Here is a 21,925-nt window from a genome sequence, read left to right as displayed (position 1 = left end):
GTCAGTCCCCCACCAGGAAAGTCGGCCTTCCCATGACGCTCACCCTTCCCGGCTTCGACCACACCCGCCTGCCCGGTGCGGACGGCGTGGAGCTGGCCGCCGCCGTCGGCGGCAGCGGCAGCCCGGTCGTGCTGTTGCACGGCTTCCCCCAGACGCACCTGATGTGGCGACACGTCGCCGGGCGGCTCGCCGGCGAACACACGGTGATCTGTCCCGACCTGCGGGGCTACGGTGCCAGCGACAAGCCTGCCGCCACCGGTGCCGAGGTGTACGCCAAGCGCACCATGGCCGCCGACGTCGTGGCCCTGGCGGCGGCGCTCGGCCACGAGCGCTTCGCCCTCGTCGGCCACGACCGGGGCGCCCTGGTCGCCTTCCGGGCGGGGCTCGACCACCCCGGGACCGTCACGCACCTGGGCATCCTCGACATCGTGCCGACGCTCGACATGTGGAACGTCCTGCACGGCGTCCCGGCGGCGGTCGGCTACCACCTCTTCCTCATGGCGCAGCCCCCGGGCCTGCCGGAGGCGATGATCGCGGGCAGTGCGGACGCGTTCTTCGGCTCGTTCCTCGACGCCTGGTCCGGCGACCCGGCCGCCGTGCCGCAGGAGGTGCGTGCCGAGTACCTGCGGGCGAGCGCCGCGGCGGTGACGTCGATCGTCGCCGACTACCGGGCCTCGGCGGGCATCGACGTCGCGCACGACCAGGCGGACCTGGACGCCGGGTCGCAGCTGGCCATGCCCGTGACGGTCGTCCAGCAGGACTGGGGCGCGCGGCTGGGCTACGACGCCGCCGGGGTGTGGAAGGCGTGGGCGCCGGACCTGGACCACCGGCTGACCCGGGCGGGGCACTTCATGGCCGAGGAGGCACCCGGCGAGATCACGGCGGCGATCCGGGACCTGCTGGCCCGCTGAGCCGTCCGCCACGCAGGTGCTACAGGTGCCGTTCTCCGGTCGCGGCCCCGCCGTCGCGCGTGCCCCGGTCGCTCACGAGCCGCGGCAGCCGCCCGCCGGAGCCTCGTCGGCGGCCGCGCCAGCTGCCGTGGGCGCGCCGGGCCGGACGGGCTGCGGCTCGGGCGCCGCGCGGCGGCAGCCAGCGCCGGCCTGCTCGGCGCCGGGGTGTCGAAGGCGTGACCCCGGGAGCGGGCGGCGGAGCACGCGCGATCGGCGGAATCGGGCCGTCGCGCCTGCCGCTCCCGCACGGAGTCCGTACGATATGCGCGTGACCAGGAGCATCCGATCGAGCAGCCGCCCGGCGCCCGGGCGGCTGCTCGTGCTGCTGGTGATGACGGTGCTGACCGGCGTCCTGGGCATGCACGGTCTCGTCCCCGCAGGAGTGCCGGCGGCGCAGACGAGTGCCGGTCACCACAGGGCGACGGCCGCGGCGGAGGATGTTCCGCACGCGAGCGGGGGCTGTTCGCACACGGACGGCGGACCGAGTCACCTCGAGCACGCCGACGGGACGTGTGCGGCCGCCGGAGTCGGTTCGGCGTACACGCCCCCCGCGCTGACCGGCACCACCCTGCCGACGGCTCCCCCGGCCGCTTCGCCCGCCGCGGCGTCGGCGGGGGCGCCCCATGACGGCCGGGCCCCGCCCGACCTGTCCGAACTGCAACTCCTGCGGATATAGAGCAGCCCGCCCGGCCCCTGTGCCCGGTGTTCTCCGGTGCCGGGTGCCGCGCTTCCGCGTGCTCCGACATCCGTTCCAGCTCGCGCGCCGGGAACGGCGCGCGTCGAGGAGTTGCACCACCATGATCCGCAAGCATTCACTCGTCCGCCGCAGTGCCACGGTCGTCGCCGCGGGTGCGGCAGCGCTCGTCCTGGCCGCCTGCGGCGGCGGGGACAGCGACAGCGCGGCAGGGCACGGCGGCCACAACGCCGCCGCCTCCGCGTCCGCCCCGGCGTCGCAGGGACAGCACAACGCCGCCGACGTCGCCTTCGCGAAGGGCATGATCCCCCACCACCGCCAGGCCGTCGAGATGGCCGGTCTCGCACCCGAGCGGGCGCAGTCGGCCGAGGTGAAGTCACTCGCCGCGGACATCAAGAAGGCGCAGGACCCGGAGATCGAGACGCTCTCCGGCTGGCTCACGTCGTGGGGCGAGGAGGTGCCCGCCGAGGGCGCCATGGACCACTCCTCGCACGGCATGGACGACATGGGCGGCATGATGACGGACGAGGAGATGACCGGGCTCGAGAACGCCTCGGGCAAGGCGTTCGACACCGCCTTCATGGAGCTGATGATCAAGCACCACGAGGGGGCGGTCGCGATGGCGAAGGCCGAGCAGGCCGACGGCGCCCACGGACCGGCCAAGAAGATGGCCGGAGACATCATCACCTCGCAGAACGCGGAGATCGAGCAGATGAAGAAGCTGCTCGGCAAGGACTGACCGCAAACGCGTCGGCACGGGGCGGGCACCACCGGTGCCCGCCCCGTGGCACATCCACCCAGCCTTCCGGAATACCCCCCAGGGGTATATGGTTCCGGGGTGTGGGGCCGCACGGGTCCTCGCGGGACGTCGATTGGGGATGAGCGTCATGGACCACGGCACGCACCACACCGGTACCGCGCACGACCACACGGCCCACGCGGGAGGCCACGACCACGGCGGTCACCCGAACGGCGGTCACGCGCACGGCGCGACCTGGGCGACGGCGATGAAGGCGACGCTGCACTGCCTGACCGGGTGCGCCATCGGCGAGATCCTCGGCATGGTCATCGGCACCGCCCTGATGTGGGGCAACGTGGCGACGATGGTCCTGGCCATCACCCTGGCCTTCGTCTTCGGCTACTCCTTCACCCTCTTCGCGGTGGTGCGCGCCGGACTGTCCCTGAAGGCCGCGGTCAAGGTGGCACTGGCCGCCGACACCGTCTCCATCGCGGTGATGGAACTGGTCGACAACGCGATCATCGCGCTGACCCCCGGAGCGCTGGACGCGCACCTGACCGACGGACTGTTCTGGTACGCGCTGCTCGGCGGCTTCGCCGTGGCCTTCGCGATCACCACACCGGTCAACAAGTGGATGATCGGCCGGGGCAGGGGCCACGCCGTCGTCCACGCCTACCACTGACCCGCGCGGTGCCGCCGCCGTCTCAGCCCAGGGCTGCGAGCAGGTCGTTGCACGCCTGCTCGCAGCGCCGGCACGCCTCGGCGCAGACCCGGCAGTGCTCGTGCATGTCCGCGTGGCGGGCGCACTCGTCACCGCACGCCTTGCAGACGGTGACGCACGCCCGCAGGACGGCCCGGGTGACATTGGCGTCGTAGCCCGTGTGCCGGGACAGCACCGAAGCCGTGGCGTTGCAGACGTCGGCGCAGTCCATGTCGGTGCGGACGCACTTGGTCAGGTCGGCGACCGTGTCCTCCGAGAGGCAGGCGTCCGCGCACGCGGTACACGCCTGGGCACACGCGATGCACTCCTCGATGCACCTGGCCATGGCTTCCCGGTCCACCCCGCCCAGGTCGGCCGGGTAGGTGCGGAGCATGTCGTTGACGGTGGTGGTCATGGCGCGGTTCCTCCTCCGCTGTCGGGGCAGGACACCGGGCGGCGCCGGTGCCTCCGGACCTGCCGGGTGCACCGCGTCACGCGCCGCAAACGGACGCCGTCCGGGGAGGGACCCTCTAGCCGGTCGGCCGTTCGCGTCCCCAGGCGGCCAGGGGTTCGAGCGCGTCGTTGAGGCGCTTGCCGTCCTCGGTCAGCGAGTACTCGACACGGGGCGGCACCTCGTCGTAGGAGACGCGGCGTACGACGCCGTCCGCTTCCATCTCGCGCAGGTGGGAGGCGAGGACCTTCTCGGTGACTCCCGGGAGCAGGCGGCGCAGCTCGCCGAAGCGGCGGTGGGGATGCTCGTGGAGCGCCCAGAGGATGAGCACCTTCCACTTGCCGCCGATCACCTCCATCGCGGTGTCGATCCCGCAGACGTGTCCGTCCGGCGCGCCCGGCCGGTTCAGTGTCGTCATGCCCCACCCCTCCGACCTGCTCGCTCACCCCGGGGTAACCACCCACTCCGAAGTACGTACTTGATCGCCTCCGGGCCTGCTCCCAGCCTAGTCGGCATGGCACAGAACACCGTTGAGAAGACGTCCGTCACCCTGCTGGGCCTCGGCGCGATGGGCAGCGCGCTGGCCCGTACCTGGCTCGCCGCCGGCCACCCGCTCACCGTCTGGAACCGCACCCCGGCCCGCTCCGCACCGCTCGCCGCCGAGGGGGCGAGGGTCGCGGACAGCGCCGCCGACGCGGTCGCGGCGAGCACGCTGGTCGTCGTCTGTCTGCTGGACGACGCCTCGGTCGAGGAGACGCTGGCCGGCACCGACCTGGCCGGCAGGGACCTGGTCAACCTGACCACCAGTACCCCGGCCGAGGCCCGTGCCCGCGCCGAGTGGGCCCGCGAGCGCGGCGCCCGTTACCTGGACGGCGGCATCATGGCCGTCCCACCGATGATCGGCGTCCCCGGGGCCGGCGGCTACGTCTTCTACAGCGGCTCGGGGGAACTGTTCGAGCGGCACCGGGAGACGCTGCGCGTGCCGGCCGGGACCACCTACGTCGGCGAGGACGCGGGGTTCGCGGCCCTGCACGACGTGGCCCTGCTCAGCGCCATGTACGGGATGTTCGCCGGGGCCGCGCACGCCTTCGCCCTGATCCGCAAGGAGGACATCGACCCCGCGTCCCTCGCCCCGCTGCTCGCCGACTGGCTCGTCGCGATGGCCCCGGCCGTCCACCAGACCGCCGACCAGCTGCGCAGCGGGGACTACACCAAGGGGGTCGTCTCCAGCCTCGCCATGCAGGTGGCCGGCACCCCGACCTTCCTGAGGACCGCCGAGCAGCAGGGCGTCAGCCCGGAACTGCTCAGCCCTTACTTCGCGTTGATGCGCCGCCGTCTGGCCGAGGGCAGCGGCGAGGAGGACCTGACGGGTGTGATCGACCTACTCGTGCGCTGACCGGCGCGGCCCGGGAGCCGCGCGGACGTGCGGCAGCCGCTCCGCCTCCTCCAGCAGCTCCATCAGGGCCGCCCGGGCACGGGCCACACGGGAGCGGACCGTGCCCACCGGGCAGTCGCTGAGCGCGGCCGCCTCCGCGTAGGGCAGGCCGACCAGCTGGGTGAGCACGAACGCCTCCCGCCGCTCGTCCGGCAGTGTGGCCAGCAGGTCCAGCAGGGCGACGCCGTCGTCGAAGCCGGGCAGACCGCCCGGCTGGGACCGCTCGACGGCGGCCTGCCAGTCCGGCGCCTCGGAGAGCCGGGGCCGGGCGGCGCTGTACCGGTAGCTGTCGACGACGGCGCGGCGGGCGATGGACAGCAGCCAGACGCGGGCGGAGGAACGGCCCTCGAACCGGTGCAGGCTGCCGAGTGCGCGCAGGAAGGTGTCCTGGGCGAGGTCGTCCACGGCCTGGAGGTCGCCGCAGAGGTGGGTGACGTAGCGCAGGACGTCGCGGTGCAGGGCGCGTACGAACTGCTCGCCCGCGTCCGTGTCCCCGCTCCGGGCGGCCAGCGCCCAGGCGGTTACCGGCTCGTCGGCCGACGGGTCGCGTCCGGTCCTGGTGGGTGGGCCGGGCAGGTCGGAAGTGATCACCTGGTGTCCTTCTCGGGATCCGTGCTCCGGACCGGGGCGCGCTCGGGCGCGGGCGGTCCGGTGATGTGGGGAGGCGGCCCTACGACACGCGGGCGCGGCAGGCGCGAGGTGCGCGGCGGACCCGAGGCGCACGGGCAGACCCGAGGCGCACGGGCAGACACGAGGCGCGCGGCGTGCGTGATGTGCGCGGTGTCCTCGGCGTGCGCGAGTGCGCTGCGGCGCCGGTGCGGGCGTACGGCCGGAGCTCGAGGCGCACAGGGGCGGCCTCGAGGAGTCGGCTGTCGTCAGACGACAGCGGCCCCCACGGGCGGACCCCGGGACGTGATCGCGTGGACGAGAAGGGCGAGGCCCGGCACACGGTCCGAGCGGGGGCGGCCCGGGCGGGCCGGGGGAAGGGCCGGGACGACGGGGAGGGCGAACAGCGACCGCAGGGGCGCCGCGAGCCATCCGGCCACGGACCGCAGGATGCGGAAGGCGGCCCTCTCTCCGTAGGCCAGCCACAGCCCGGTCAGGAGCGCGGCCAGCAGGTGGGCGGCGAGCATGCCGAACGACGACGAGTCGCCGCCGCCGCTCATGGCGTGCCCCGTGTGGTCCCCGCCCATGTGGCTCAGGGGATGCGCGGTCGCGTGCCCCATGTGCAGGGAACCGGTATGCACGGCGTCCATATGCAGGGAACCCATGTCCACGGCATCCATGGGCCGGGGGTCCCCGTGCCGCGGCCCCATGTCGTGCCCGCCCATGGAGGCGCGCGCCCCGGCAGCCGGCTGGGCTAGCGAGAACGCCGAGTGCAGCGCCGTCTGTGCGGCGACCGCGACGGCCACGACCGCCGGGAGCCCGCGTTCCCGGCCGGCCAGGCACCATCCGACGGTTCCCGTCGCGGCGGCACCGGCGCCCAGCGTCCACGCGGGCACGTCGCTGCCGGACATCATGACGTGGCCCAGGGCGGCGAGCAGCACACAGACGGCCGCGAACACCGCGGCCCGTACCGTGCGGGAGCACCACCCAGCAGTCATGGCGCCTCATCCTCGCATCCGGCCGCGGCCCGACACAGGCGGATCGTGATTCCGCCCCCGCCGTCCGGCCTCCCGCGCGTCGCGCGTGGCCGTGCCGCCACCGCGCCGCCCCGACCGGTCAGTTTTCGAGAAGCGGTGGCGCACGGGTCGCCCCTACCGTCGAGGGCATGAACTCCATCGACTCCGTCACCCTGGAGGTGGCCGACCCGACGGCCGCCGCACGCTTCTACTCCGACGCCTTCGCACTGGACGGGTCGCGGGTCCGCGTGCGCGGCGCCGAGGCCCCCACGAGCGGCTTCCGCGGCTTCACGCTCTCGCTGGTGGTGTCCCAGCCGGGCAACGTCGACGCGCTCCACGCCGCCGCCCTCGACGCCGGCGCCACCAGCCTGAAGCCCGCCGAGAAGTCGCTGTGGGGCTACGGCGGCGTGGTCCGGGCCCCGGACGGCACGATCTGGCAGCTGGCGACGTCGTCGAAGAAGGACACCGGACCGGTCACCCGGGACGTCGACGAGATCGTGCTCCTGCTGGGCGTCGAGGACGTCAAGGCCGGCAAGCAGTTCTACGTCGAGCGGGGCCTCACCGTCGGCAAGGCCTTCGGCGGCAAGTACGTCGAGTTCGCCACCGGTCCCGACACCGTCAAGCTGTCGCTGTACAAGCGCCGCGCCCTGGCCAAGGTGGCGGGCGTCTCCGCCGAGGGCACGGGATCGCACCGGCTCACGGTCTCCAGCCCCGTCGGCCCGTTCACCGACCCGGACGGCTTCGTCTGGGAGGCCGCGGGTCAGTAGCCGAACACCTGGGTCCACGTCCAGTCGCTGTCGGTGACTCCGACGCCGAGCGTCTTGAGCGAGCAGTTGAGGATGTTCGCGCGGTGGCCCGGTGAGTTCATCCAGGCGTCCATGACGCTCGCGGCGGAACTCTGGCCCTGGGCTATGTTCTCGGCGCCGGGGCTCGGGTGGCCCTGCGCCTTGGCCCGGTCCACGAAGCTGCTGCCGTTCTGGCCGGTGTGGGAGAAGTAGTTGTTGGCGGACATGTCCTCGCTGTGCAGCTGGGCCGCCCTGGCGAGGCGGTCGTCGAGTCGCACGGGGCCGCACCCCGCTTTGGAGCGCTCCGTGTTGGTGAGGCTCAGGACCTGGGCCGCGGGGCCCCCGGCGGGGGGTGCGGCCGGCGGGTCCGGCTCCGGCCGCAGCGTCGGCTTCGCGGGCGCGGACGTGCGTGCGGGTGCGGACTTCGCCGTGGACTTCTCCGGGCGGGGCGTGGCGGAGGGCTTCGGCTTGCGGGACGTGCCGGCCGACGGTGAGGGCGAGGCGGAGGGGGAAGAGGAGGAGGCCGCGGCGGAGGGGGCGGACGCGGCGGCGGTCGGCGGGGTGGATCCCGAGCCGTCCCCGGACGCCGCCCGCACCCGGTCCGCGTCGCCGTCCGGCGTCAGGATGGCTATTCCGGATATCGCGCCGCCGGTGACCAGCAGGACCGCCGCCACGGCCGCGACGATCCTGCCCCGCCGCCTCCGTTCACGGCCGCGCGCGCGAAGGCCCGTACGGTGGCCCACCACCGTGCCCGGTTCGGGGGACACCGGTCCCGCGTGGTTCTCGTACGCCGTTCCCCGGCCGTCCGGCGCGTCGCCGGGGCCCGCCTGCACACCGCTGCCCCGGTCCGCCCGCACCTCGCCGGGGCCGGCCGGCGCGCCGGCCGGTTCGCCCCACGCTCCGCTCCCGGCTGCCGGGGCCTCACCCGGCCCGCCCGCCCCCGTGAACCCCGCCGGCCCCTCGGACATCCCCCCGGGGCCGCCCGGTCCGGGCACCGTGCCCGGCCCGTCGAACCCCGCCCAGGGACCCGTCGCCTCCCCGGCGAAGGACACCGGCGCCGCGTCCGCCGTTCCCGCGCCGAAGGCGGTGAACAGGGCGGACGCCGCGAGCAGGCTCGCTCCCACCGGGACCAGGCCCAGGCCGACCAGCAGACCCTCGGCCGGAACCAGGCCCGACTGCAGGCCCGCGCAGACCGTGCAGTCCCGGGCGTGCCGGGCGATGCGCTTGCGCCACAGGGCCGAGGGGACGGCATCCCAGGACGCGACCACGTCGTCGAGGAGCACACAGCGCGGCTGGGCGGCCAGCGCCCGCACCACCAGCCGGGCCGTCTCCAGCTGCGCCTTCATCCGCTGCACGCGCACCGCCGTGTGCTGCGGCGACAGCTCCATCGCGGCCGCCACCTCCGGCCGCGTCAGCTCGCCCGCCGCCTCCAGCCACCACAGCGACAGCAGGGCCTGGTCGTCGGGGTCCAGCCAGCGGGTGGCCTCCGCGGCCTCGCGCCGCTGACCCTCGAGGCCGAGCCGCACGATCGTCAGGTCCACGAAGTCGGCGCCCGGGTCGGCGACGTCGTAGGCGTCGTGCAGCGCCGAACTGGCGGGCGCCGTACGGTGGTCGCGCCAGTGGTGGCGGAGCTGGTTCATGGTGATGGCGACCAGCCAGGACCGGAAGCCGGCGGGGTCCTTCAGCGAGCCGAGCGCGGCGAGGGCGCGGAGCATGGTCTCCTGCACCACGTCGTCGACGTCCGGGTGCCCGTTCAGGGCCCGGCCCACGATGTTGTAGACCAACGGGAGGTGGGCGGCGACGAGTTCGTCCTGGGCGCGCATGTCGCCACGCTGTGCCGCCTCGACCGTCTCCCTGCCGGGTCCGCTGCTCGCTGCCACGCTCGTCCACGCTCCTTCTCGGTCCTGGACCGTCCTGTCCTGGCCCTGTCACAACAGGAGAGCCACCGCCCCGGGCCGGATAACGGAAACCGGGAAACGAAAACCCTGGATCGGGAATCGGAACCGCGCGGGCGTCATTCCAGCACGTGGCGCAGGTACGCCCCCGGGTCGGCGAGGTAGCGGCGCCAGTGGTCGACCAGGGCGAGGTCCTGCCAGGTGGTGCGGCGCATGCCGTGCTCGCCGACCTCGATGATGTCCGCGCCGGGCAGCGCGGTCAGCAGGGGCGAGTGGGTGGCGCAGATGACCTGCGCGCCGGCGCCCGCCAACTGGTCGATGTGGCCGATCAGTTCGAGGCAGGAGGAGAAGGACAGGGCCGCTTCGGGCTCGTCCAGGACGTACAGGCCGGGTCGCAGGAACTTGTCCCGGAACGCCGCGAGGAAGCCCTCGCCGTGGCTGCGCGCGTCGGGGTCGAGGCCCTCCCGGCCGAGGGCGTCGAGAGCCGTCTCGGCGCGCAGGAAGAAGCCCTGGCGGGCCGACCAGGAGGCGAGCATCCGGCGACCGCGGGGGGCCGCGTCGAAGCGCACGTGTTCACCGAGGACGGACTTGGCGCGGTGGCTGGCGTAGCGCCATTCGTGGGAGCCGCCCCAGGAGTCCAGGCCGAAGCCCTCGGCGAGGGCCTCGACCAGGGTGGACTTGCCCGAGCCGTTCTCCCCGACCACGAAGGTCACCGGGGCGGTGAATCGCAGTCCGTCGCCCAGGAGTTCGCGGACGCAGGGGACCGACCAGGGCCACTCCCCCTCGTCGTACGAGCCCACGTGTGCGTACGCACGTTCGATGATCACGGGCCCGAGTCTGCCACGGCGGAGGGTCCGGGGTCAGCTCCCCGCGCGGTACGCCGGCGGTGATCAGCCCCTCACTTGGTGCCGACGGTCCGCAGCACCGTCAGCACCAGCGCCCGCGCGGCCCGCACCGTCTCCCGCAGGGAGACGTGCTCGCGCGCGCCGTGTGCGACCGCGATGTCCCCGGGGCCGTACTGCAGCGTCGGGATTCCGGCGCCGGTGTAGTGCCGCAGGTCGCTGCCGTACGTGGCCCCGCGCAGCCGCGGCCGCGGGCCGCCGGTCGCGTCGGCATGCGCCGTCCCGACCGTGTCCGCGAGGGCGTGCCCCTCGGGCAGCCGGCCGCTCGCGAACTGCCCGCCCGGCCAGCTCACCGTCGCCGGATGGTCCCGCAGCCAGGGGTCGGCGGCACACGCGTCGGCCACGCACCGCTCCAGCGCGGCGCGCGCGTCGGCCGGGTCCTCGCCGAGGCGTACGCCGAACCGGCCCTCGGCGACCAGCAGATCGGGCACGCTGCTCGCCCAGTCCCCGGCGCGCAGGGTGCCCACCGACAGGCCGTAGGGGATGGGGTACTCGGCGAGCAGCGGGTCGGGGTCCCGGTTCCGTTCGGTCTCCAGCGCGGCCAGCGCCCGGTGCAGCGGCAGGTACGCGTCGACGGCGCTGACCCCCTGCTCCCGCGCGCTGCCGTGCGCCGCCCTGCCGGGCACGGCGATGCGGAACGTCAGCGCGCCCGCGTTGGCCGTGATCAGCGTGCCGGCGGTGGGTTCGGCGATGACGCAGGCGTCGCCGCGGTGGCCGCGCCGCAGGGTGCCGAAGGCGCCGAGGCCGCCGTCCTCCTCGCCGACGACGAAGTGCGCGGCGACCCGGCCGCGCAGCCGGACCCCGGACGTCCGTATCGCGGCCAGCGCGGCCAGGTGCGCCGCGAGCCCGGCCTTCATGTCGCAGGCCCCGCGCCCGTGCACCAGGTCCCCGGTCACCCGGGGCACGAACGGATCCCCGTCCCATGCGCCGAGGTCACCGGGTGGTACGACGTCGACGTGGCCCTGGAGGATCAGCGTGGGCCCGTCGCCGCCGTCGGGGGTGGTGCCGACCAGTCCCCATGCCTCGTCCCGGGGCGCCTCCGTCCCCGGGAAGCCGGGGTCGGCGCGCAGCGCGGGCAGATCCAGCGGCCACAGGTCGACGTCCATCCCGAGCCACTCCAACCGCCCGGCCAGCTGGTGCTGGAGCTGCGACTCGGCGGCGCTCCCGGTCACGCTCGGCACGGATATCAGCTCCAGCAGCGTCCGCCCCAGCGCCGCCTCGTCCACCGCCGCCAGCGCGGCGGCCTCCTCGTCGGTGAGCATGCCGCCCCTCCCCTCGCCGGGGAACGGCACGGCGCCGCCCCCGCCCGCATACCTGCGCACCCGGACACCCGATTACGCCTGCCACCAGCCACCAACCACCCCCGGCCACCCAACCGTCCAGCCGCCCAGCCGCGGGCAACCGTGCCTTCCCCTGTGCCCTGAAGGCCTGGAAGCCCAGGGCTGCACGGGTCGGCGCTGGGAGTCCCCCCTCTGGGGGAGACACCCCGCAAGCGCCGGGCCGCGCGCCCCACCCCCGCCCCGCACCAGCACGCACCGCGCACAACCGCCCAACCGCTCACCACCGGCCGCCAAGGCATCCCCGGTCACGCGACCGCCCAGTCGCGGGCAATCGCGCCTTCCCCTGTGCCCTGAAGGCCTGGAAGCCCAGGGCTGCACGGGTCGGCGCGACGAAACGCCGCCGACGCCGGGCCGCGCCCGACCGGCCAACCCGGCCCCCGGCCCCCGGCCCCCGGCCTCCGGCCCCCGGAACGCCCCTCACCCGTCCGGCGGCCGCACGCCCCCGCCTCCCACCGTGAACCCGGTCACCGTCCCCCCGCCCTCCCGCCGGTAGGCGTACGGCGCACCGCCGTGGGCCAGCGCGACCTCCCGGACGATGGAGAGACCGAGCCCCGACCCCGGCAGGGAACGCGCGTCGGCGGCGCGGTAGAAGCGGTCGAAGACGCGGGTCAGGTCGTCGTCGGCGATGCCCGGACCCCGGTCGCGCACCTCCACCCGCACCGTGCCCGGGCGGGCCGGTCCCGCGACGCGGATCTCGACGGGGGCGCCGCCGTCCCGGTCGAACTTGACCGCGTTCTCGACCAGGTTGGACAGCGCCCGCGTGAGCATCCCGGGCCGTCCGTGGGTCGTGGTGTCGCCGCTCGCGCGCACCACGATCTGCCGCCCGGTGCGCCGCCTGGCCAGTCCCGCCACGTCCTCGGCGACGTCCGCGAGGTCGACCCGGCGCGGCGGCTCGGTGTCGGACTGCCCGGCCGCGAGGTCGACGAGCTCGTTGACGAGGTCGGTCAGTTCGCGGGCCTCCTGCGTGAGGTCGGCGACGAGTTCCTCACGGGTGCCGGGCGGCAGCTCGTCGATGCGGCGCAGCAGCGAGATGTTGGTGCGCAGCGAGGTGAGGGGCGTCCGCAGCTCGTGCCCGGCGTCCTGGACCAGCCGGCGCTGGTCCTCCTCGGACTGGGCGAGCCGGCCCAGCATCCGGTCGAAGGCGCGGCCGAGGCGTCCCACCTCGTCGTACCCGGCGACGGGCACCTGGATGCCGAGCCGCCGGGTGCGGGCGACGGCCTCGGCGGTGTTGGTGAGGACGACCAGGCGGCGGGTGATGCGGCGGGCCAGCCACCAGCCGAACAGCCCGGCCCCGACGACCACCGCCGCCATCAGGATCAGCGTGCGCCGCTGGAGCGCCCGCAGCAGGTCCTCGGTGTTGCTGAACTCCTGCGCGACCTGCACCGCGCCCCGGCTGCCGCCGAGCGAGACGGTCGCGACCCGGTAGACGTCGCTGCCGACGTCGACGTCCGCGTGCACGGCCACCCGTCCGGCCGTGGCGGCACCGGCGATCCGGCGGTCCGCGTCGACCACCGGCAGCCCGGGGTCACCCGGGTCGAAGACGCCGCCGTCCGGGCCGAGCACCTGCACGTCGGTCCGCGCGGGCCGCACCAGGTCGTGGCCGGGCGCGGCGGAGGAGAAGTCGTGCGGCGTCATCCGGTTCTCCCGGACCTCGCCGCGCAGGTCCTGCACGACCTCGTCGAAAACGGACTGCTGGTCCACGCGCACCAGCCGGGCGGCGGCGTTGTACGACAGGATGCCGACCAGCACGGTGACCGTGGCGGTGACCGCCGCGAACGCCACCGCGAACGTGGTCCCCAGCGACAGCAGCCGCAGCCGCCGGCGCGCGGCCGGCGACCCGTGCACACCGCCCGCGGTCACTCAGCCCTCCCGCAGCACGTAACCCACCCCGCGCACCGTGTGGATCAGCTGTGGCGCGCCGGGCTCGTCGAGCTTGCGGCGCAGATAGCCGACGTAGACGGCGAGGTTCTTGGAACCGGGGCCGAAGTCGTAGCCCCAGATGCGGTCGTAGATGGTGGCGTGCTCCAGGACGACGCCCGCGTTGCGGATCAGCAGTTCCAGCAGCTCGAACTCGGTGCGGGTCAGCTCCAGCTCCCGCCCGCCGCGCCAGGCCCGGCGGGCCTGCGGGTCCATGCGCAGCCCGGCCGCCTCGAGGAACCGTCCGGGGGGACCCGGCGTCGGCCCCTCCGCGGGCTCGGGTGCCGGCTCGGGCGGCGGCACGGGGGCCGCCCGCCGCAGCAGGGCGCGCAGCCGGGCGAAGACCTCCTCGACGTCGAACGGCTTGACGACGTAGTCGTCGGCGCCCGCGTCCAGTCCGGCGATCCGGTCGGCGGTCTCCACCAGCGCCGTCAGCATCAGCACCGGTGTGCGGTCGCCCTCGGCGCGCAGCACCCGGCACACCTGGAGCCCGTCGATGCCGGGCATCATCACGTCGAGCACCAGGACGTCGGGCCGGCTGCGGTGGGCCTGCGCGAGGGCCTCGACACCGTCGGCGACGGCCGTGACCCGGTAGCCCTCCAGGGTCAGGGCGCGCTCCAGCGCGTTGCGGATGGCGCGGTCGTCTTCGGCGAGCAGAACGGTGTGCGGCACGCGCCCAGTGTGCCAACCGCCCGGGTCCCCCGGCCCCGGCGGACGGCACCGGGGCCGGCTTCTTACCCGTATCTCACCCGGCGGGCCGCAGCGCGGCGAGCCGCTCCTCGAACGGGGTGACGTCCTCGAAGGAGTCCCGCCGGGGCAGCGGACGGGCGGTGGACAGCCCCGCCATCAGCGCCGCCAGCTCCCCGGCAGCCCGCTCGATACGCCCGTCGAGACCCTCGGCGCCCCAGTCCTCGGAGGCGGCGTAGACGCCGGTCGGGACGACGACGGCCCTGAGGTGGGAGAAGAGCGGGCGCAGCGCGTGGTCCAGCACCAGCGAGTGCCGTGCCGTACCGCCGGTCGCGGCGATCAGCACCGGCTTCCCGGCGAGGGCGTCGGGGTCGGTGACGCCGAGCGCGTCGAAGAACGACTTGAACAGCCCGCTGTACGACGCCGAGAACACTGGCGTGACCACGATCAGCCCGTCGGCGCCCGCGACCGCCTCGAAGGCGTCGGACAGCGCCCGGCCCGGGAAGCCGCTGGTGAAGGTGTGCGCGATCGCCACGGCGAGGTCGCGCAGCTCGATCACCTCGACGTCGGCGGGCCCGGGTTCCGGGGCGGTCGCGGCCGGGGCGGCGACGGCGGCCAGCCGGTCACCGAGCAGCCGCGTGGAGGACGGCACGCTCAGTCCGGCCGATACGACGACGATCCTCATGCCCGCGCTCCTTCCTGCTTCCTGGCGCCGGCCAGCAGCGAAGGGTGGGTCGGCGCGTCCGGCACGCCGGCCGGGCGGTCCTTCGCGAACTCCTCGCGCAGCACCGGCACGACCTCCTCGCCGAGCAGGTCGAGCTGCTCCAGCACGGTCTTCAGCGGCAGGCCCGCGTGGTCCATCAGGAACAGCTGGCGCTGGTAGTCGCCGGCGTACTCGCGGAACGACAGCGTCTTCTCGATGACCTGCTGCGGGGAGCCCACGGTCAGCGGGGTCTGCGCGGTGAACTCCTCCAGCGAGGGCCCGTGCCCGTAGACCGGCGCGTTGTCGAAGTAGGGGCGGAACTCGCGCACCGCGTCCTGCGAGTTCTTCCGCATGAACACCTGACCGCCCAGGCCGACGATCGCCTGCTCGGGCGTGCCGTGCCCGTAGTGGGCGTACCGGGCCCGGTAGAGCTCGACCATGCGCTTGGTGTGGTCGGCCGGCCAGAAGATGTTGTTGTGGAAGAAGCCGTCGCCGTAGTACGCGGCCTGCTCGGCGATCTCCGGCGAGCGGATGGAGCCGTGCCAGACGAACGGCGGGACGCCGTCCAGGGGACGGGGCGTGGAGGTGAAGCCCTGCAGCGGGGTGCGGAACTTGCCCTCCCAGTCGACGACGTCCTCGCGCCACAGCCGGTGCAGGAGGGCGTAGTTCTCGACGGCGAGGTTGATGCCCTGGCGGATGTCCTGGCCGAACCAGGGATAGACCGGGCCGGTGTTCCCGCGGCCCATCATCAGGTCCATCCGGCCGTCGGCCAGGTGCTGGAGCATCGCGAAGTCCTCGGCGATCTTCACCGGGTCGTTGGTGGTGATCAGGGTGGTGGAGGTGGAGAGGACCAGCCGCTCGGTGCGGGCCGCGATGTAGCCGAGCATGGTGGTCGGCGAGGACGGCACGAACGGCGGGTTGTGGTGCTCACCGGTCGCGAAGACGTCCAGGCCCACCTCCTCGGCCTTCAGCGCGATGGCGACCATGGCCTTGATCCGCTCACGCTCGGTCGGAGTGCGCCCCGTGGTCGGGTCGGGAGTGACATCCCCGACGCTGAAGATCCCGAACTGCATGGCCGCTCACCCTCCAGGTTGTTTATGGTTCAACTATACCCCTGGAACGACGCCCCGCCCTCTCCTATTCCACCCCCGGCCGGACGCCTACGGCACCAGCACCAGCCGCCCCCGCACCCCGCCCTCCGCCAGCCGCGCGTGCGCCTTCACCACGTCGGCCAGCGGATACGTCTCCGCGACCCGGAGCGTCAGCACCCCCTCGTCCACCAGCCGCACCAGCTCCGCCAGCCGGGCCCCGTCGGCGGCCACCTCGACCGCGGCCACCCGCACCCCGCGCTCCGGCGCCGGCTCCACGTGCGGGATCACACCGGCGTAGGCACCCCCGTCCCGCACCCACGCGAGCGCCCGCTCCCCGAGTACCGCCGCGTCCAGCACGGCGTCGAAGCTCCGCGCCCGCACCGCGCCGCCCGTGAAGCGCGCGGCACCGAGCGAGCGCACGAGCTCCTCGTCGTCCTCCCGGGCCAGGGCGGTGACGGCGATCCCCCGGTGCGCGGCGAGCTGGACGGCGTACCCGCCGACCGCACCCGCGGCGCCCGTCACCAGCAGCGACCCGCCCTCGGGCACCGCCAGCAGATCCAGGGCCTGCGCCGCCGTCAGCGCGTTCAGCGGCAGCGTCGCCGCGTGCGCCGCGCCGGCCGTCCGCGGTGCCCGCGCGACCGCGTCCGCCGGGACCACCACGTACTCGGCGTGCGCCCCCAGCGGCTTCACCATGCCGTGATCGAGCGCGACCACCGCGTCCCCCGCACTCCACGCCGTCGCCGGCCCGGCCGCGTCGACCGTCCCCGCGACGTCCCAGCCGAGCCCGATCACCTGGCCCGCACCGCCGAAGACGCCCTCCCGCACCGCCGCGTCCACCGGGTTCAGCGCCGAGGCCGCGACCTTGATCCGCACCTGGCCGGCCCCCGGCTCCGGCACCTCCGACTCCACGACCCGCACGGCCTCGGGCCCGCCGAACGACGTCACCACCGCAGCACGCATGACGAAACTCCCTGTTCGTGACTGTTTCCGCGGTTTCCCCGCGGCTGACCACAACCCTAGGGAGAGCTACTATCGATCAGTAAGTAGTTACCTGAGAGTGCGTTTGTCTCCCGGAGGTGAGCCATGGCGACCACGACGGCGGCCCAGCGGCGCGAACAGGCACGCGTCGAGTACGACGCGTTCCTCAAGAACTGCCCCACCAACCAGCTCCTGGACCGCATCAGCGACAAGTGGGTCGGCCTGGTCGTCAGCGCCCTCGCCGCCGGCCCCATGCGCTACAGCGACCTCGGCCGCAAGATCGCCGGCGTCAGCCCCAAGATGCTCACCCAGACCCTGCGCTCACTGGAACGCGACGGCCTCCTCACCCGCACGGTGACCCCGTCCGTCCCCGTCCGCGTCGACTACGAACTCACCCCGCTCGGCGCCAGCCTCAGCGGGCTCCTCAGCGCCGTGAAGGACTGGGCGGAGACCCACTTCGACGAGGTGCACCGGGCCCGGGAAGCCCACGACGCCGAGACCGCCTAACCCTCCGGGACCTCCCCCGACCGCAGCCGGGCCGCCTGCTCCGCGCTGAACTCCGTCGTGCGCCTCATGTGGTCGATGAACAGGGCCAGCCCGGAGTCGTCCAGGTCGTCGAAGAGCGCGAACCAGCCGCCGCCGAGGCGCTCCCACACCCGCCCGAACTCCTCGGCCCGCTCCGGCACCACCGCCACCAGCACCAGCCGCCGGTCCCCCGCGTCCCGCTCCCGCACCACGTACCCCGCCCGCTCCAGCCGGTCCACCAGCCGCGTCGCCGAGCCGGTCGTCAGCCCCGTCAGCTCCGCGACCCGGCCCGTGGTCACCGGGCCGCCCTCCAGCGTCAGCAGGTTCAGGCACTGCAGATCGGTGGGGTGCAGACCCAGGTGGTCGGAGAGCGCCTGGTTGAACAGGGCGTGGGCCGCCATGTAGCGCCGGGACACCACGGCCAGCTCCGCCAGCAGCCCTGCCCGCACGGTCTCCGGCATGCGCAGCTCCTCTCCGCTCCTGCGGATGTATCCCACCCACGGCCCGTGCCAGGCGCCGTCCATCAGGTGACGTACCCGGATGCGAAGCTGCACGCATGCTGATCGCCCGCTCCGCCGCCCTGTTCGTCCTCGCCGCGCTCCTCGAGATCGGCGGCGCCTGGCTGGTCTGGCAGGGCGTGCGCGAACACCGCGGCTGGATGTGGGCGGCCGGCGGCGTCCTCGCCCTCGGCGCCTACGGCTTCGTCGCCACCTTCCAGCCCGACGCCCACTTCGGCCGCGTCCTCGCCGCGTACGGCGGCATCTTCGTCGCCGGCTCGATCCTGTGGGGCGTGGTCGCCGACGGCTACCGCCCGGACCGCTGGGACATCACCGGCGCCCTGGTCTGCCTCGCCGGAATGGCCGTGATCATGTGGGCCCCGCGCAACGGCTGACGCCCCCGCCGTCACCCCATCGGCCCCCGCTTATGCTGACCGGGCACGGCGGGGAGTGCGCGTCGTGCCCGATCCGCCCCGATCGCCGAGGAGCAGCCCATGGCCACCGCCGCACCGCCCGCCGCGTCCCGCATCGCCGTCGTCACGGGCGCGAGCAGCGGAATCGGGGCCGCCACGGCACGCCGGCTCGCCGAGGCCGGATACCGCGTCGTCCTCACCGCACGGCGCAAGGACCGCATCGAGGCGCTCGCCGAGGAGCTCACCGCCGCCGGCCACGCCGCCACGGCCTACCCCCTCGACGTCACCGACCGCGCCGCCGTCGACGAGTTCGCCACCGCCTTCAGGACCGTCGGCGTCCTCGTCAACAACGCGGGCGGCGCACTCGGCGCGGACCCGGTCGCCACCAGCGACCCGGACCACTGGCGCACCATGTACGAGACCAACGTCCTCGGCACCCTCCACCTCACCCAGGCCCTGCTCCCCAAGCTGGACGCGAGCGGCGACGGCACGGTCGTCATCGTCTCCTCCACCGCCGGCCACGCCACCTACGAGGGCGGCGCGGGCTACGTCGCCGCCAAGCACGGCGCCCACGTCCTCGCCGAGACCCTGCGCCTGGAGATCGTCGGCCGTCCGGTGCGCGTCATCGAGATCGCGCCCGGCATGGTCAGGACGGAGGAGTTCGCCCTCACCCGCTTCGGCGGCGACACGGAGAAGGCCGCCAGGGTCTACCAGGGCGTCGCCGAGCCCCTCACCGCGGACGACGTGGCCGACACCATCACCTGGGCGGTGACCCGCCCGCCCCACGTCAACATCGACCTGCTGGTCGTCCGCCCGCGCGCCCAGGCGTCCAACACCAAGGTCCACCGGGAGCCCTGATGCCCGACGCCGAACAGCGCCGCCTGGCCCTGGAGAAGAAGCGCGAACGCTACGTCTGGTACTACCTCGCCTACTTCCTCTTCGGCATCCACATCGTGGCCTTCGTCATGATCTACGCGGTGACCCACGCGAAGTAGCACGAACCGGAAAACGGATCGCGCGATACCCGGGCTGCGCGCTGCACAGACCCGAGACTTCGGCGGCACCGCGGCCTGAGCCGTGCCAGAGCTCGTCCGCACTGCGCTACGCCGCCCATCAGAAGCCGAGCGGCCAGGTGACCGGAGACGCGCCTTGCCCGCCCTATGGGAACACCGGCCCCTACCTGCTGCAAGCCGACGGCGACACGGTCAACTGTGAGCGCATCGGCGCTCATTCCGAGCTGTGCCCCTCCATCCCGGCGGCTGGGGCTTTCCTGCCCACTGACTCGCGCACCAGCCATCTCGGAACGATTCGCCATCAACTGCAGTAACTCACAGGGGTGAAAGACATCGATCGCACGGCCGGGAGATGAACACCCGACCTAGGCTCGCGTCACCACGTCAGACATGACGGCCCTCGTCCGGGATGCCGGTCCCGCCCGAGGGCCTGACCGAAAAGGCAGGATGAGCTTCCTCATGGCTGCATGCGAGCCTACCGCTCACCGCTTCATGGACCTCATGGTTCCCGAGTACGCGTATATGTTCGGGTTCTTACAGGCGGACGGTCACCTGGAAAGAGGGCCTGGCCGCAAAGGGCGCCTGACCGTCGAGATCAATGTCCGCGACGTCGAGATCCTGCGCGAGTTTCAACGGCTGACCCCGTACTACAGCAGTGTCACAGAGCGTACGCGGTCGACAAACTTCGCCGAGACACACACCTCGGCCACCTGGACCTTGTGCGCCCTGGCCGCCAGAAGCCAGATCAACGAACTGGTTCTCCCCTACGGGCGGAAGTCCCAGACCATCGAACCGCCGCGGGAGCCTTTCTCCGCGCGCGACCACGTGCGTGGATTGATCGACGCGGACGGCTCCGTGGGCATCACGAAAGTGGGATTTCCCTTCGTCTCCGTGACAACCTCGAGTGAAGCAATCGGCGCTTACATCTGTTCGTACGCGCAGCGGCTCACGGGGACGGAGCGCACCCTAAAGCGCAACACGCCGCGACGGCATCTACAACATCCTCTACACAAAGGAAAACGGCCAGATGCTGGCCGCAGACCTGTACTACCCCGGATCGCTGTCCCTGGCGCGCAAGCAGGCCGCTGCCAGTGCGCTGAGCGATTGGGTCAGGCCGGCCGACATGAGGATCGCCCCCCAGCGCAAGCGCTGGACAGAAGAAGAGGACCGTGTCTTGCTGCGCCTGAACAGCGACACGGACGCCGCCTCGGTGCTTGGCCGCACGGAGAAAAGTTGCCTCATCCGCCGGTGGCGCCTACGAAACGGTTCGGCGCCGAGCACAACGAGTCAATGATCGACCGCGGGGCCCTGGGTCTCAGGGCCCCGCGCTTCAACCCTTCACGCACACGAACTGCTTCAGCTTCGCCACGACCTCGACGAGATCACGCTGCTGCTCCATCACCTGGTCGATGTTCTTGTACGCGCCCGGAATCTCGTCCAGTACACCGGAGTCCTTCCGGCACTCCACTCCACTCGTCTGCTGCTCCAGGTCCCGCACGGTGAACCGCCGCTTCGCCGCGTTCCGGCTCATCCGCCGACCCGCCCCGTGGGAAGCCGAGTTGAACGCCTTCTCGCTACCGAGCCCCTTGACGATGTACGAGCTGGTACCCATGGACCCCGGGATGATCCCGTACTCACCGGCACCCGCGCGGATGGCTCCCTTGCGGGTCACGAGCAGATCCATGCCCTCGTACCGCTCCTCCGCCACGTAGTTGTGGTGGCAGGAGATCTCCGGCTCAAAGGTGGGTCCGGCCTTCTTGAACTCCTTGCGGATCACGTCCTTCAGGAGCGCCATCATGATCGAGCGGTTGTACTTCGCGTACTCCTGCGCCCAGAACAGGTCGTTGCGGTACGCCGCCATCTGCGGGGTGTCCGCCACGAAGACGGCGAGGTCGCGGTCGACCAGGTTCTGGTTGTGCGGGAGCTTCTGCGCGATGCCGATGTGATGCTCGGCGAGCTCCTTGCCGATGTTCCGGGAACCGGAATGCAGGGTGAGCCACACAGATCCGGCACTATCGAACAAAAGTTCGATGTAGTGATTCCCTCCGCCGAGCGTCCCCATCTGCTTCGTGGCGCGTTCCTCGCGGAACTTGACCGCGTCCGCCACCCCGCCGAACCGGGACCAGAAGTCGTCCCAGCCGCCCGTCGCGAAACCGTGCAGCCGGCCGGGGTCCACCGGGTCGTCGTGCATGCCCCGGCCCACCGGAATGACCTGCTCGATCTTCGAGCGCAGCCGCGAGAGGTCACCGGGCAGGTCGTTCGCCGTCAGGGACGTCTTCACCGCCGACATCCCGCAGCCGATGTCGACCCCCACCGCCGCCGGGCACACCGCACCGCGCATCGCGATGACCGACCCGACCGTCGCGCCCTTGCCGTAGTGCACGTCCGGCATCACGGCCAGGCCCTTGATCCACGGCAGGGTGGCGACGTTCCGCAGTTGCTGGAGGGCGCCCTCCTCCACCGTCGCCGGGTCCGTCCACATGCGGATCGGCACCTTCGCGCCGGGCACTTCCACGTACGACACAACGTCCCCATTCCCCCGGAAAACCAACAGAAGTCTCTAAGTGCAAAACCGGCGCCAAGGTCGA

At 73.2% G+C, this 21,925-nt stretch carries 25 protein-coding genes; 11 read left to right on the top strand and 14 right to left on the bottom strand.

Features of this window, described 5'->3' with window-relative positions:
- The first annotated feature begins 32 nt into the window (after nt 1-32).
- From F1615_RS27655 to F1615_RS27640, 4 genes are all read left to right on the top strand, one after another.
- Nucleotides 33-911 (top strand): alpha/beta fold hydrolase, encoded by an 879-nt coding sequence (locus F1615_RS27655; RefSeq protein ID WP_149551766.1) that lies wholly within the window; start codon nt 33-35, stop codon nt 909-911.
- Between the two features lie 307 nt (nt 912-1,218).
- Nucleotides 1,219-1,626, top strand: a complete 408-nt coding sequence (locus F1615_RS27650; RefSeq protein ID WP_149551765.1) for a DUF6153 family protein — start codon at nt 1,219-1,221, stop codon at nt 1,624-1,626.
- 121 nt (nt 1,627-1,747) lie between these two features.
- Nucleotides 1,748-2,383, top strand: a complete 636-nt coding sequence (locus tag F1615_RS27645) for a DUF305 domain-containing protein (RefSeq protein ID WP_149551764.1) — start codon at nt 1,748-1,750, stop codon at nt 2,381-2,383.
- A 148-nt stretch (nt 2,384-2,531) separates the two neighbouring features.
- On the top strand, nt 2,532-3,065 hold the full coding sequence (locus tag F1615_RS27640) for a DUF4396 domain-containing protein (RefSeq protein ID WP_149551763.1): 534 nt from the start codon (nt 2,532-2,534) through the stop codon (nt 3,063-3,065).
- Between the two features lie 22 nt (nt 3,066-3,087).
- Here F1615_RS27640 and F1615_RS27635 read toward each other — a convergent pair whose 3' ends face one another.
- Together F1615_RS27635 and F1615_RS27630 are read right to left on the bottom strand one after the other, a co-directional pair.
- Nucleotides 3,088-3,498: a four-helix bundle copper-binding protein gene (locus F1615_RS27635; RefSeq protein WP_149551762.1), complete on the bottom strand. Its 411-nt coding sequence runs from the start codon at nt 3,496-3,498 to the stop codon at nt 3,088-3,090.
- Between the two features lie 115 nt (nt 3,499-3,613).
- Nucleotides 3,614-3,952 (bottom strand): winged helix-turn-helix transcriptional regulator, encoded by a 339-nt coding sequence (locus F1615_RS27630; RefSeq protein WP_149551761.1) that lies wholly within the window; start codon nt 3,950-3,952, stop codon nt 3,614-3,616.
- A gap of 96 nt (nt 3,953-4,048) precedes the next feature.
- Here F1615_RS27630 and F1615_RS27625 point away from each other — a divergent pair, with 96 nt between their 5' ends.
- Nucleotides 4,049-4,930, top strand: a complete 882-nt coding sequence (locus F1615_RS27625; protein WP_149551760.1) for an NAD(P)-dependent oxidoreductase — start codon at nt 4,049-4,051, stop codon at nt 4,928-4,930.
- On the opposite strand, the gene F1615_RS27620 is transcribed toward F1615_RS27625, so the two are convergent.
- Entirely contained in the window at nt 4,916-5,560 is a 645-nt protein-coding gene (locus F1615_RS27620) for a sigma-70 family RNA polymerase sigma factor (RefSeq protein WP_149551759.1), read from the bottom strand. The two genes, F1615_RS27625 and F1615_RS27620, sit on opposite strands and share 15 nt — an antisense overlap.
- Nucleotides 5,561-5,844: 284 nt before the next feature.
- A complete protein-coding gene (locus F1615_RS27615; RefSeq protein ID WP_149551758.1) occupies nt 5,845-6,573 on the bottom strand; it encodes a hypothetical protein in 729 nt (242 codons plus the stop codon).
- A gap of 167 nt (nt 6,574-6,740) precedes the next feature.
- Here F1615_RS27615 and F1615_RS27610 point away from each other — a divergent pair, with 167 nt between their 5' ends.
- Entirely contained in the window at nt 6,741-7,358 is a 618-nt protein-coding gene (locus F1615_RS27610; protein WP_149551757.1) for a glyoxalase, read from the top strand.
- Here the strand turns inward: F1615_RS27610 and F1615_RS27605 are convergent.
- The 8 genes from F1615_RS27605 to F1615_RS27570 form a co-directional block, all read right to left on the bottom strand.
- Nucleotides 7,352-9,199, bottom strand: a complete 1,848-nt coding sequence (locus F1615_RS27605; RefSeq protein ID WP_149551833.1) for a sigma-70 family RNA polymerase sigma factor — start codon at nt 9,197-9,199, stop codon at nt 7,352-7,354. The two genes, F1615_RS27610 and F1615_RS27605, sit on opposite strands and share 7 nt — an antisense overlap.
- Nucleotides 9,200-9,390: 191 nt before the next feature.
- Nucleotides 9,391-10,098, bottom strand: coding sequence for an AAA family ATPase (locus F1615_RS27600; protein WP_149551756.1), 708 nt, complete (start codon nt 10,096-10,098; stop codon nt 9,391-9,393).
- 71 nt (nt 10,099-10,169) lie between these two features.
- A complete protein-coding gene (locus tag F1615_RS27595) occupies nt 10,170-11,435 on the bottom strand; it encodes an ArgE/DapE family deacylase (protein WP_149551755.1) in 1,266 nt (421 codons plus the stop codon).
- Between the two features lie 495 nt (nt 11,436-11,930).
- Entirely contained in the window at nt 11,931-13,373 is a 1,443-nt protein-coding gene (locus tag F1615_RS27590; RefSeq protein WP_244328875.1) for a HAMP domain-containing sensor histidine kinase, read from the bottom strand.
- Entirely contained in the window at nt 13,374-14,102 is a 729-nt protein-coding gene (locus F1615_RS27585; protein WP_149551754.1) for a response regulator transcription factor, read from the bottom strand. It abuts the gene before it with no gap.
- A 73-nt stretch (nt 14,103-14,175) separates the two neighbouring features.
- Nucleotides 14,176-14,802: an FMN reductase gene (locus F1615_RS27580; protein ID WP_149551753.1), complete on the bottom strand. Its 627-nt coding sequence runs from the start codon at nt 14,800-14,802 to the stop codon at nt 14,176-14,178.
- Complete coding sequence (locus F1615_RS27575) at nt 14,799-15,893, bottom strand: LLM class flavin-dependent oxidoreductase (RefSeq protein ID WP_149551752.1); 1,095 nt, start codon at nt 15,891-15,893, stop codon at nt 14,799-14,801. The genes F1615_RS27580 and F1615_RS27575 overlap by 4 nt, the downstream gene beginning before the upstream one ends.
- Nucleotides 15,894-15,980: 87 nt before the next feature.
- A complete protein-coding gene (locus tag F1615_RS27570; protein WP_149551751.1) occupies nt 15,981-16,871 on the bottom strand; it encodes an NADP-dependent oxidoreductase in 891 nt (296 codons plus the stop codon).
- Between the two features lie 123 nt (nt 16,872-16,994).
- Between F1615_RS27570 and F1615_RS27565 the strand changes: the two genes are divergently transcribed.
- Complete coding sequence (locus F1615_RS27565) at nt 16,995-17,396, top strand: winged helix-turn-helix transcriptional regulator (RefSeq protein WP_149551750.1); 402 nt, start codon at nt 16,995-16,997, stop codon at nt 17,394-17,396.
- On the opposite strand, the gene F1615_RS27560 is transcribed toward F1615_RS27565, so the two are convergent.
- Entirely contained in the window at nt 17,393-17,875 is a 483-nt protein-coding gene (locus tag F1615_RS27560; RefSeq protein ID WP_149551749.1) for a MarR family winged helix-turn-helix transcriptional regulator, read from the bottom strand. The two genes, F1615_RS27565 and F1615_RS27560, sit on opposite strands and share 4 nt — an antisense overlap.
- A 95-nt stretch (nt 17,876-17,970) precedes the next feature.
- On the opposite strand from F1615_RS27560, the gene F1615_RS27555 reads away from it, so the two are divergent.
- From F1615_RS27555 to F1615_RS37000, 4 genes are all read left to right on the top strand, one after another.
- Nucleotides 17,971-18,306 carry a YnfA family protein gene (locus F1615_RS27555; RefSeq protein ID WP_149551748.1) on the top strand — a complete coding sequence of 112 codons (336 nt, stop codon included), beginning with the start codon at nt 17,971-17,973 and terminating at the stop codon, nt 18,304-18,306.
- Nucleotides 18,307-18,405: 99 nt separating this feature from the next.
- Nucleotides 18,406-19,182, top strand: coding sequence for an SDR family NAD(P)-dependent oxidoreductase (locus F1615_RS27550; protein WP_149551747.1), 777 nt, complete (start codon nt 18,406-18,408; stop codon nt 19,180-19,182).
- The gene (locus F1615_RS37180; protein ID WP_388235885.1) at nt 19,086-19,319 is read left to right on the top strand and encodes a hypothetical protein; all 234 of its coding nucleotides are present in this window, start codon (nt 19,086-19,088) and stop codon (nt 19,317-19,319) included. The genes F1615_RS27550 and F1615_RS37180 overlap by 97 nt, the downstream gene beginning before the upstream one ends.
- Nucleotides 19,320-20,364: 1,045 nt before the next feature.
- Nucleotides 20,365-20,631 carry an SANT/Myb-like DNA-binding domain-containing protein gene (locus F1615_RS37000; RefSeq protein ID WP_341873466.1) on the top strand — a complete coding sequence of 89 codons (267 nt, stop codon included), beginning with the start codon at nt 20,365-20,367 and terminating at the stop codon, nt 20,629-20,631.
- 36 nt (nt 20,632-20,667) lie between these two features.
- Here the strand turns inward: F1615_RS37000 and F1615_RS27535 are convergent, their stop codons facing one another.
- Nucleotides 20,668-21,861, bottom strand: a complete 1,194-nt coding sequence (locus F1615_RS27535) for an RtcB family protein (RefSeq protein ID WP_149551746.1) — start codon at nt 21,859-21,861, stop codon at nt 20,668-20,670.
- Nucleotides 21,862-21,925: the final 64 nt, after the last annotated feature.

It is taken from the genome of Streptomyces marokkonensis, from assembly GCF_008312835.1.
In the GTDB taxonomy this organism is placed as follows: domain Bacteria; phylum Actinomycetota; class Actinomycetes; order Streptomycetales; family Streptomycetaceae; genus Streptomyces; species Streptomyces marokkonensis_A.
This window is presented reverse-complemented; position numbering and strand designations above follow the sequence as displayed.

What these genes read in the sequence shown, in the direction of transcription:
- F1615_RS27555 (WP_149551748.1), top strand. Translation starts at nt 17,971, where the DNA reads ATGCTGATCGCCCGCTCCGCCGCCCTGTTCGTCCTCGCCGCGCTCCTC.
- F1615_RS27570 (WP_149551751.1), bottom strand. Translation starts at nt 16,871, where the DNA reads ATGCGTGCTGCGGTGGTGACGTCGTTCGGCGGGCCCGAGGCCGTGCGG.
- F1615_RS27605 (WP_149551833.1), bottom strand. Translation starts at nt 9,199, where the DNA reads ATGCGCGCCCAGGACGAACTCGTCGCCGCCCACCTCCCGTTGGTCTAC.
- F1615_RS27630 (WP_149551761.1), bottom strand. Translation starts at nt 3,952, where the DNA reads ATGACGACACTGAACCGGCCGGGCGCGCCGGACGGACACGTCTGCGGG.
- F1615_RS27565 (WP_149551750.1), top strand. Translation starts at nt 16,995, where the DNA reads ATGGCGACCACGACGGCGGCCCAGCGGCGCGAACAGGCACGCGTCGAG.
- F1615_RS27615 (WP_149551758.1), bottom strand. Translation starts at nt 6,573, where the DNA reads ATGACTGCTGGGTGGTGCTCCCGCACGGTACGGGCCGCGGTGTTCGCG.
- F1615_RS27655 (WP_149551766.1), top strand. Translation starts at nt 33, where the DNA reads ATGACGCTCACCCTTCCCGGCTTCGACCACACCCGCCTGCCCGGTGCG.
- F1615_RS27550 (WP_149551747.1), top strand. Translation starts at nt 18,406, where the DNA reads ATGGCCACCGCCGCACCGCCCGCCGCGTCCCGCATCGCCGTCGTCACG.
- F1615_RS27645 (WP_149551764.1), top strand. Translation starts at nt 1,748, where the DNA reads ATGATCCGCAAGCATTCACTCGTCCGCCGCAGTGCCACGGTCGTCGCC.
- F1615_RS27640 (WP_149551763.1), top strand. Translation starts at nt 2,532, where the DNA reads ATGGACCACGGCACGCACCACACCGGTACCGCGCACGACCACACGGCC.
- F1615_RS27595 (WP_149551755.1), bottom strand. Translation starts at nt 11,435, where the DNA reads ATGCTCACCGACGAGGAGGCCGCCGCGCTGGCGGCGGTGGACGAGGCG.
- F1615_RS27625 (WP_149551760.1), top strand. Translation starts at nt 4,049, where the DNA reads ATGGCACAGAACACCGTTGAGAAGACGTCCGTCACCCTGCTGGGCCTC.
- F1615_RS37000 (WP_341873466.1), top strand. Translation starts at nt 20,365, where the DNA reads ATGCTGGCCGCAGACCTGTACTACCCCGGATCGCTGTCCCTGGCGCGC.
- F1615_RS27575 (WP_149551752.1), bottom strand. Translation starts at nt 15,893, where the DNA reads ATGCAGTTCGGGATCTTCAGCGTCGGGGATGTCACTCCCGACCCGACC.
- F1615_RS27610 (WP_149551757.1), top strand. Translation starts at nt 6,741, where the DNA reads ATGAACTCCATCGACTCCGTCACCCTGGAGGTGGCCGACCCGACGGCC.
- F1615_RS27560 (WP_149551749.1), bottom strand. Translation starts at nt 17,875, where the DNA reads ATGCCGGAGACCGTGCGGGCAGGGCTGCTGGCGGAGCTGGCCGTGGTG.
- F1615_RS27635 (WP_149551762.1), bottom strand. Translation starts at nt 3,498, where the DNA reads ATGACCACCACCGTCAACGACATGCTCCGCACCTACCCGGCCGACCTG.
- F1615_RS27580 (WP_149551753.1), bottom strand. Translation starts at nt 14,802, where the DNA reads ATGAGGATCGTCGTCGTATCGGCCGGACTGAGCGTGCCGTCCTCCACG.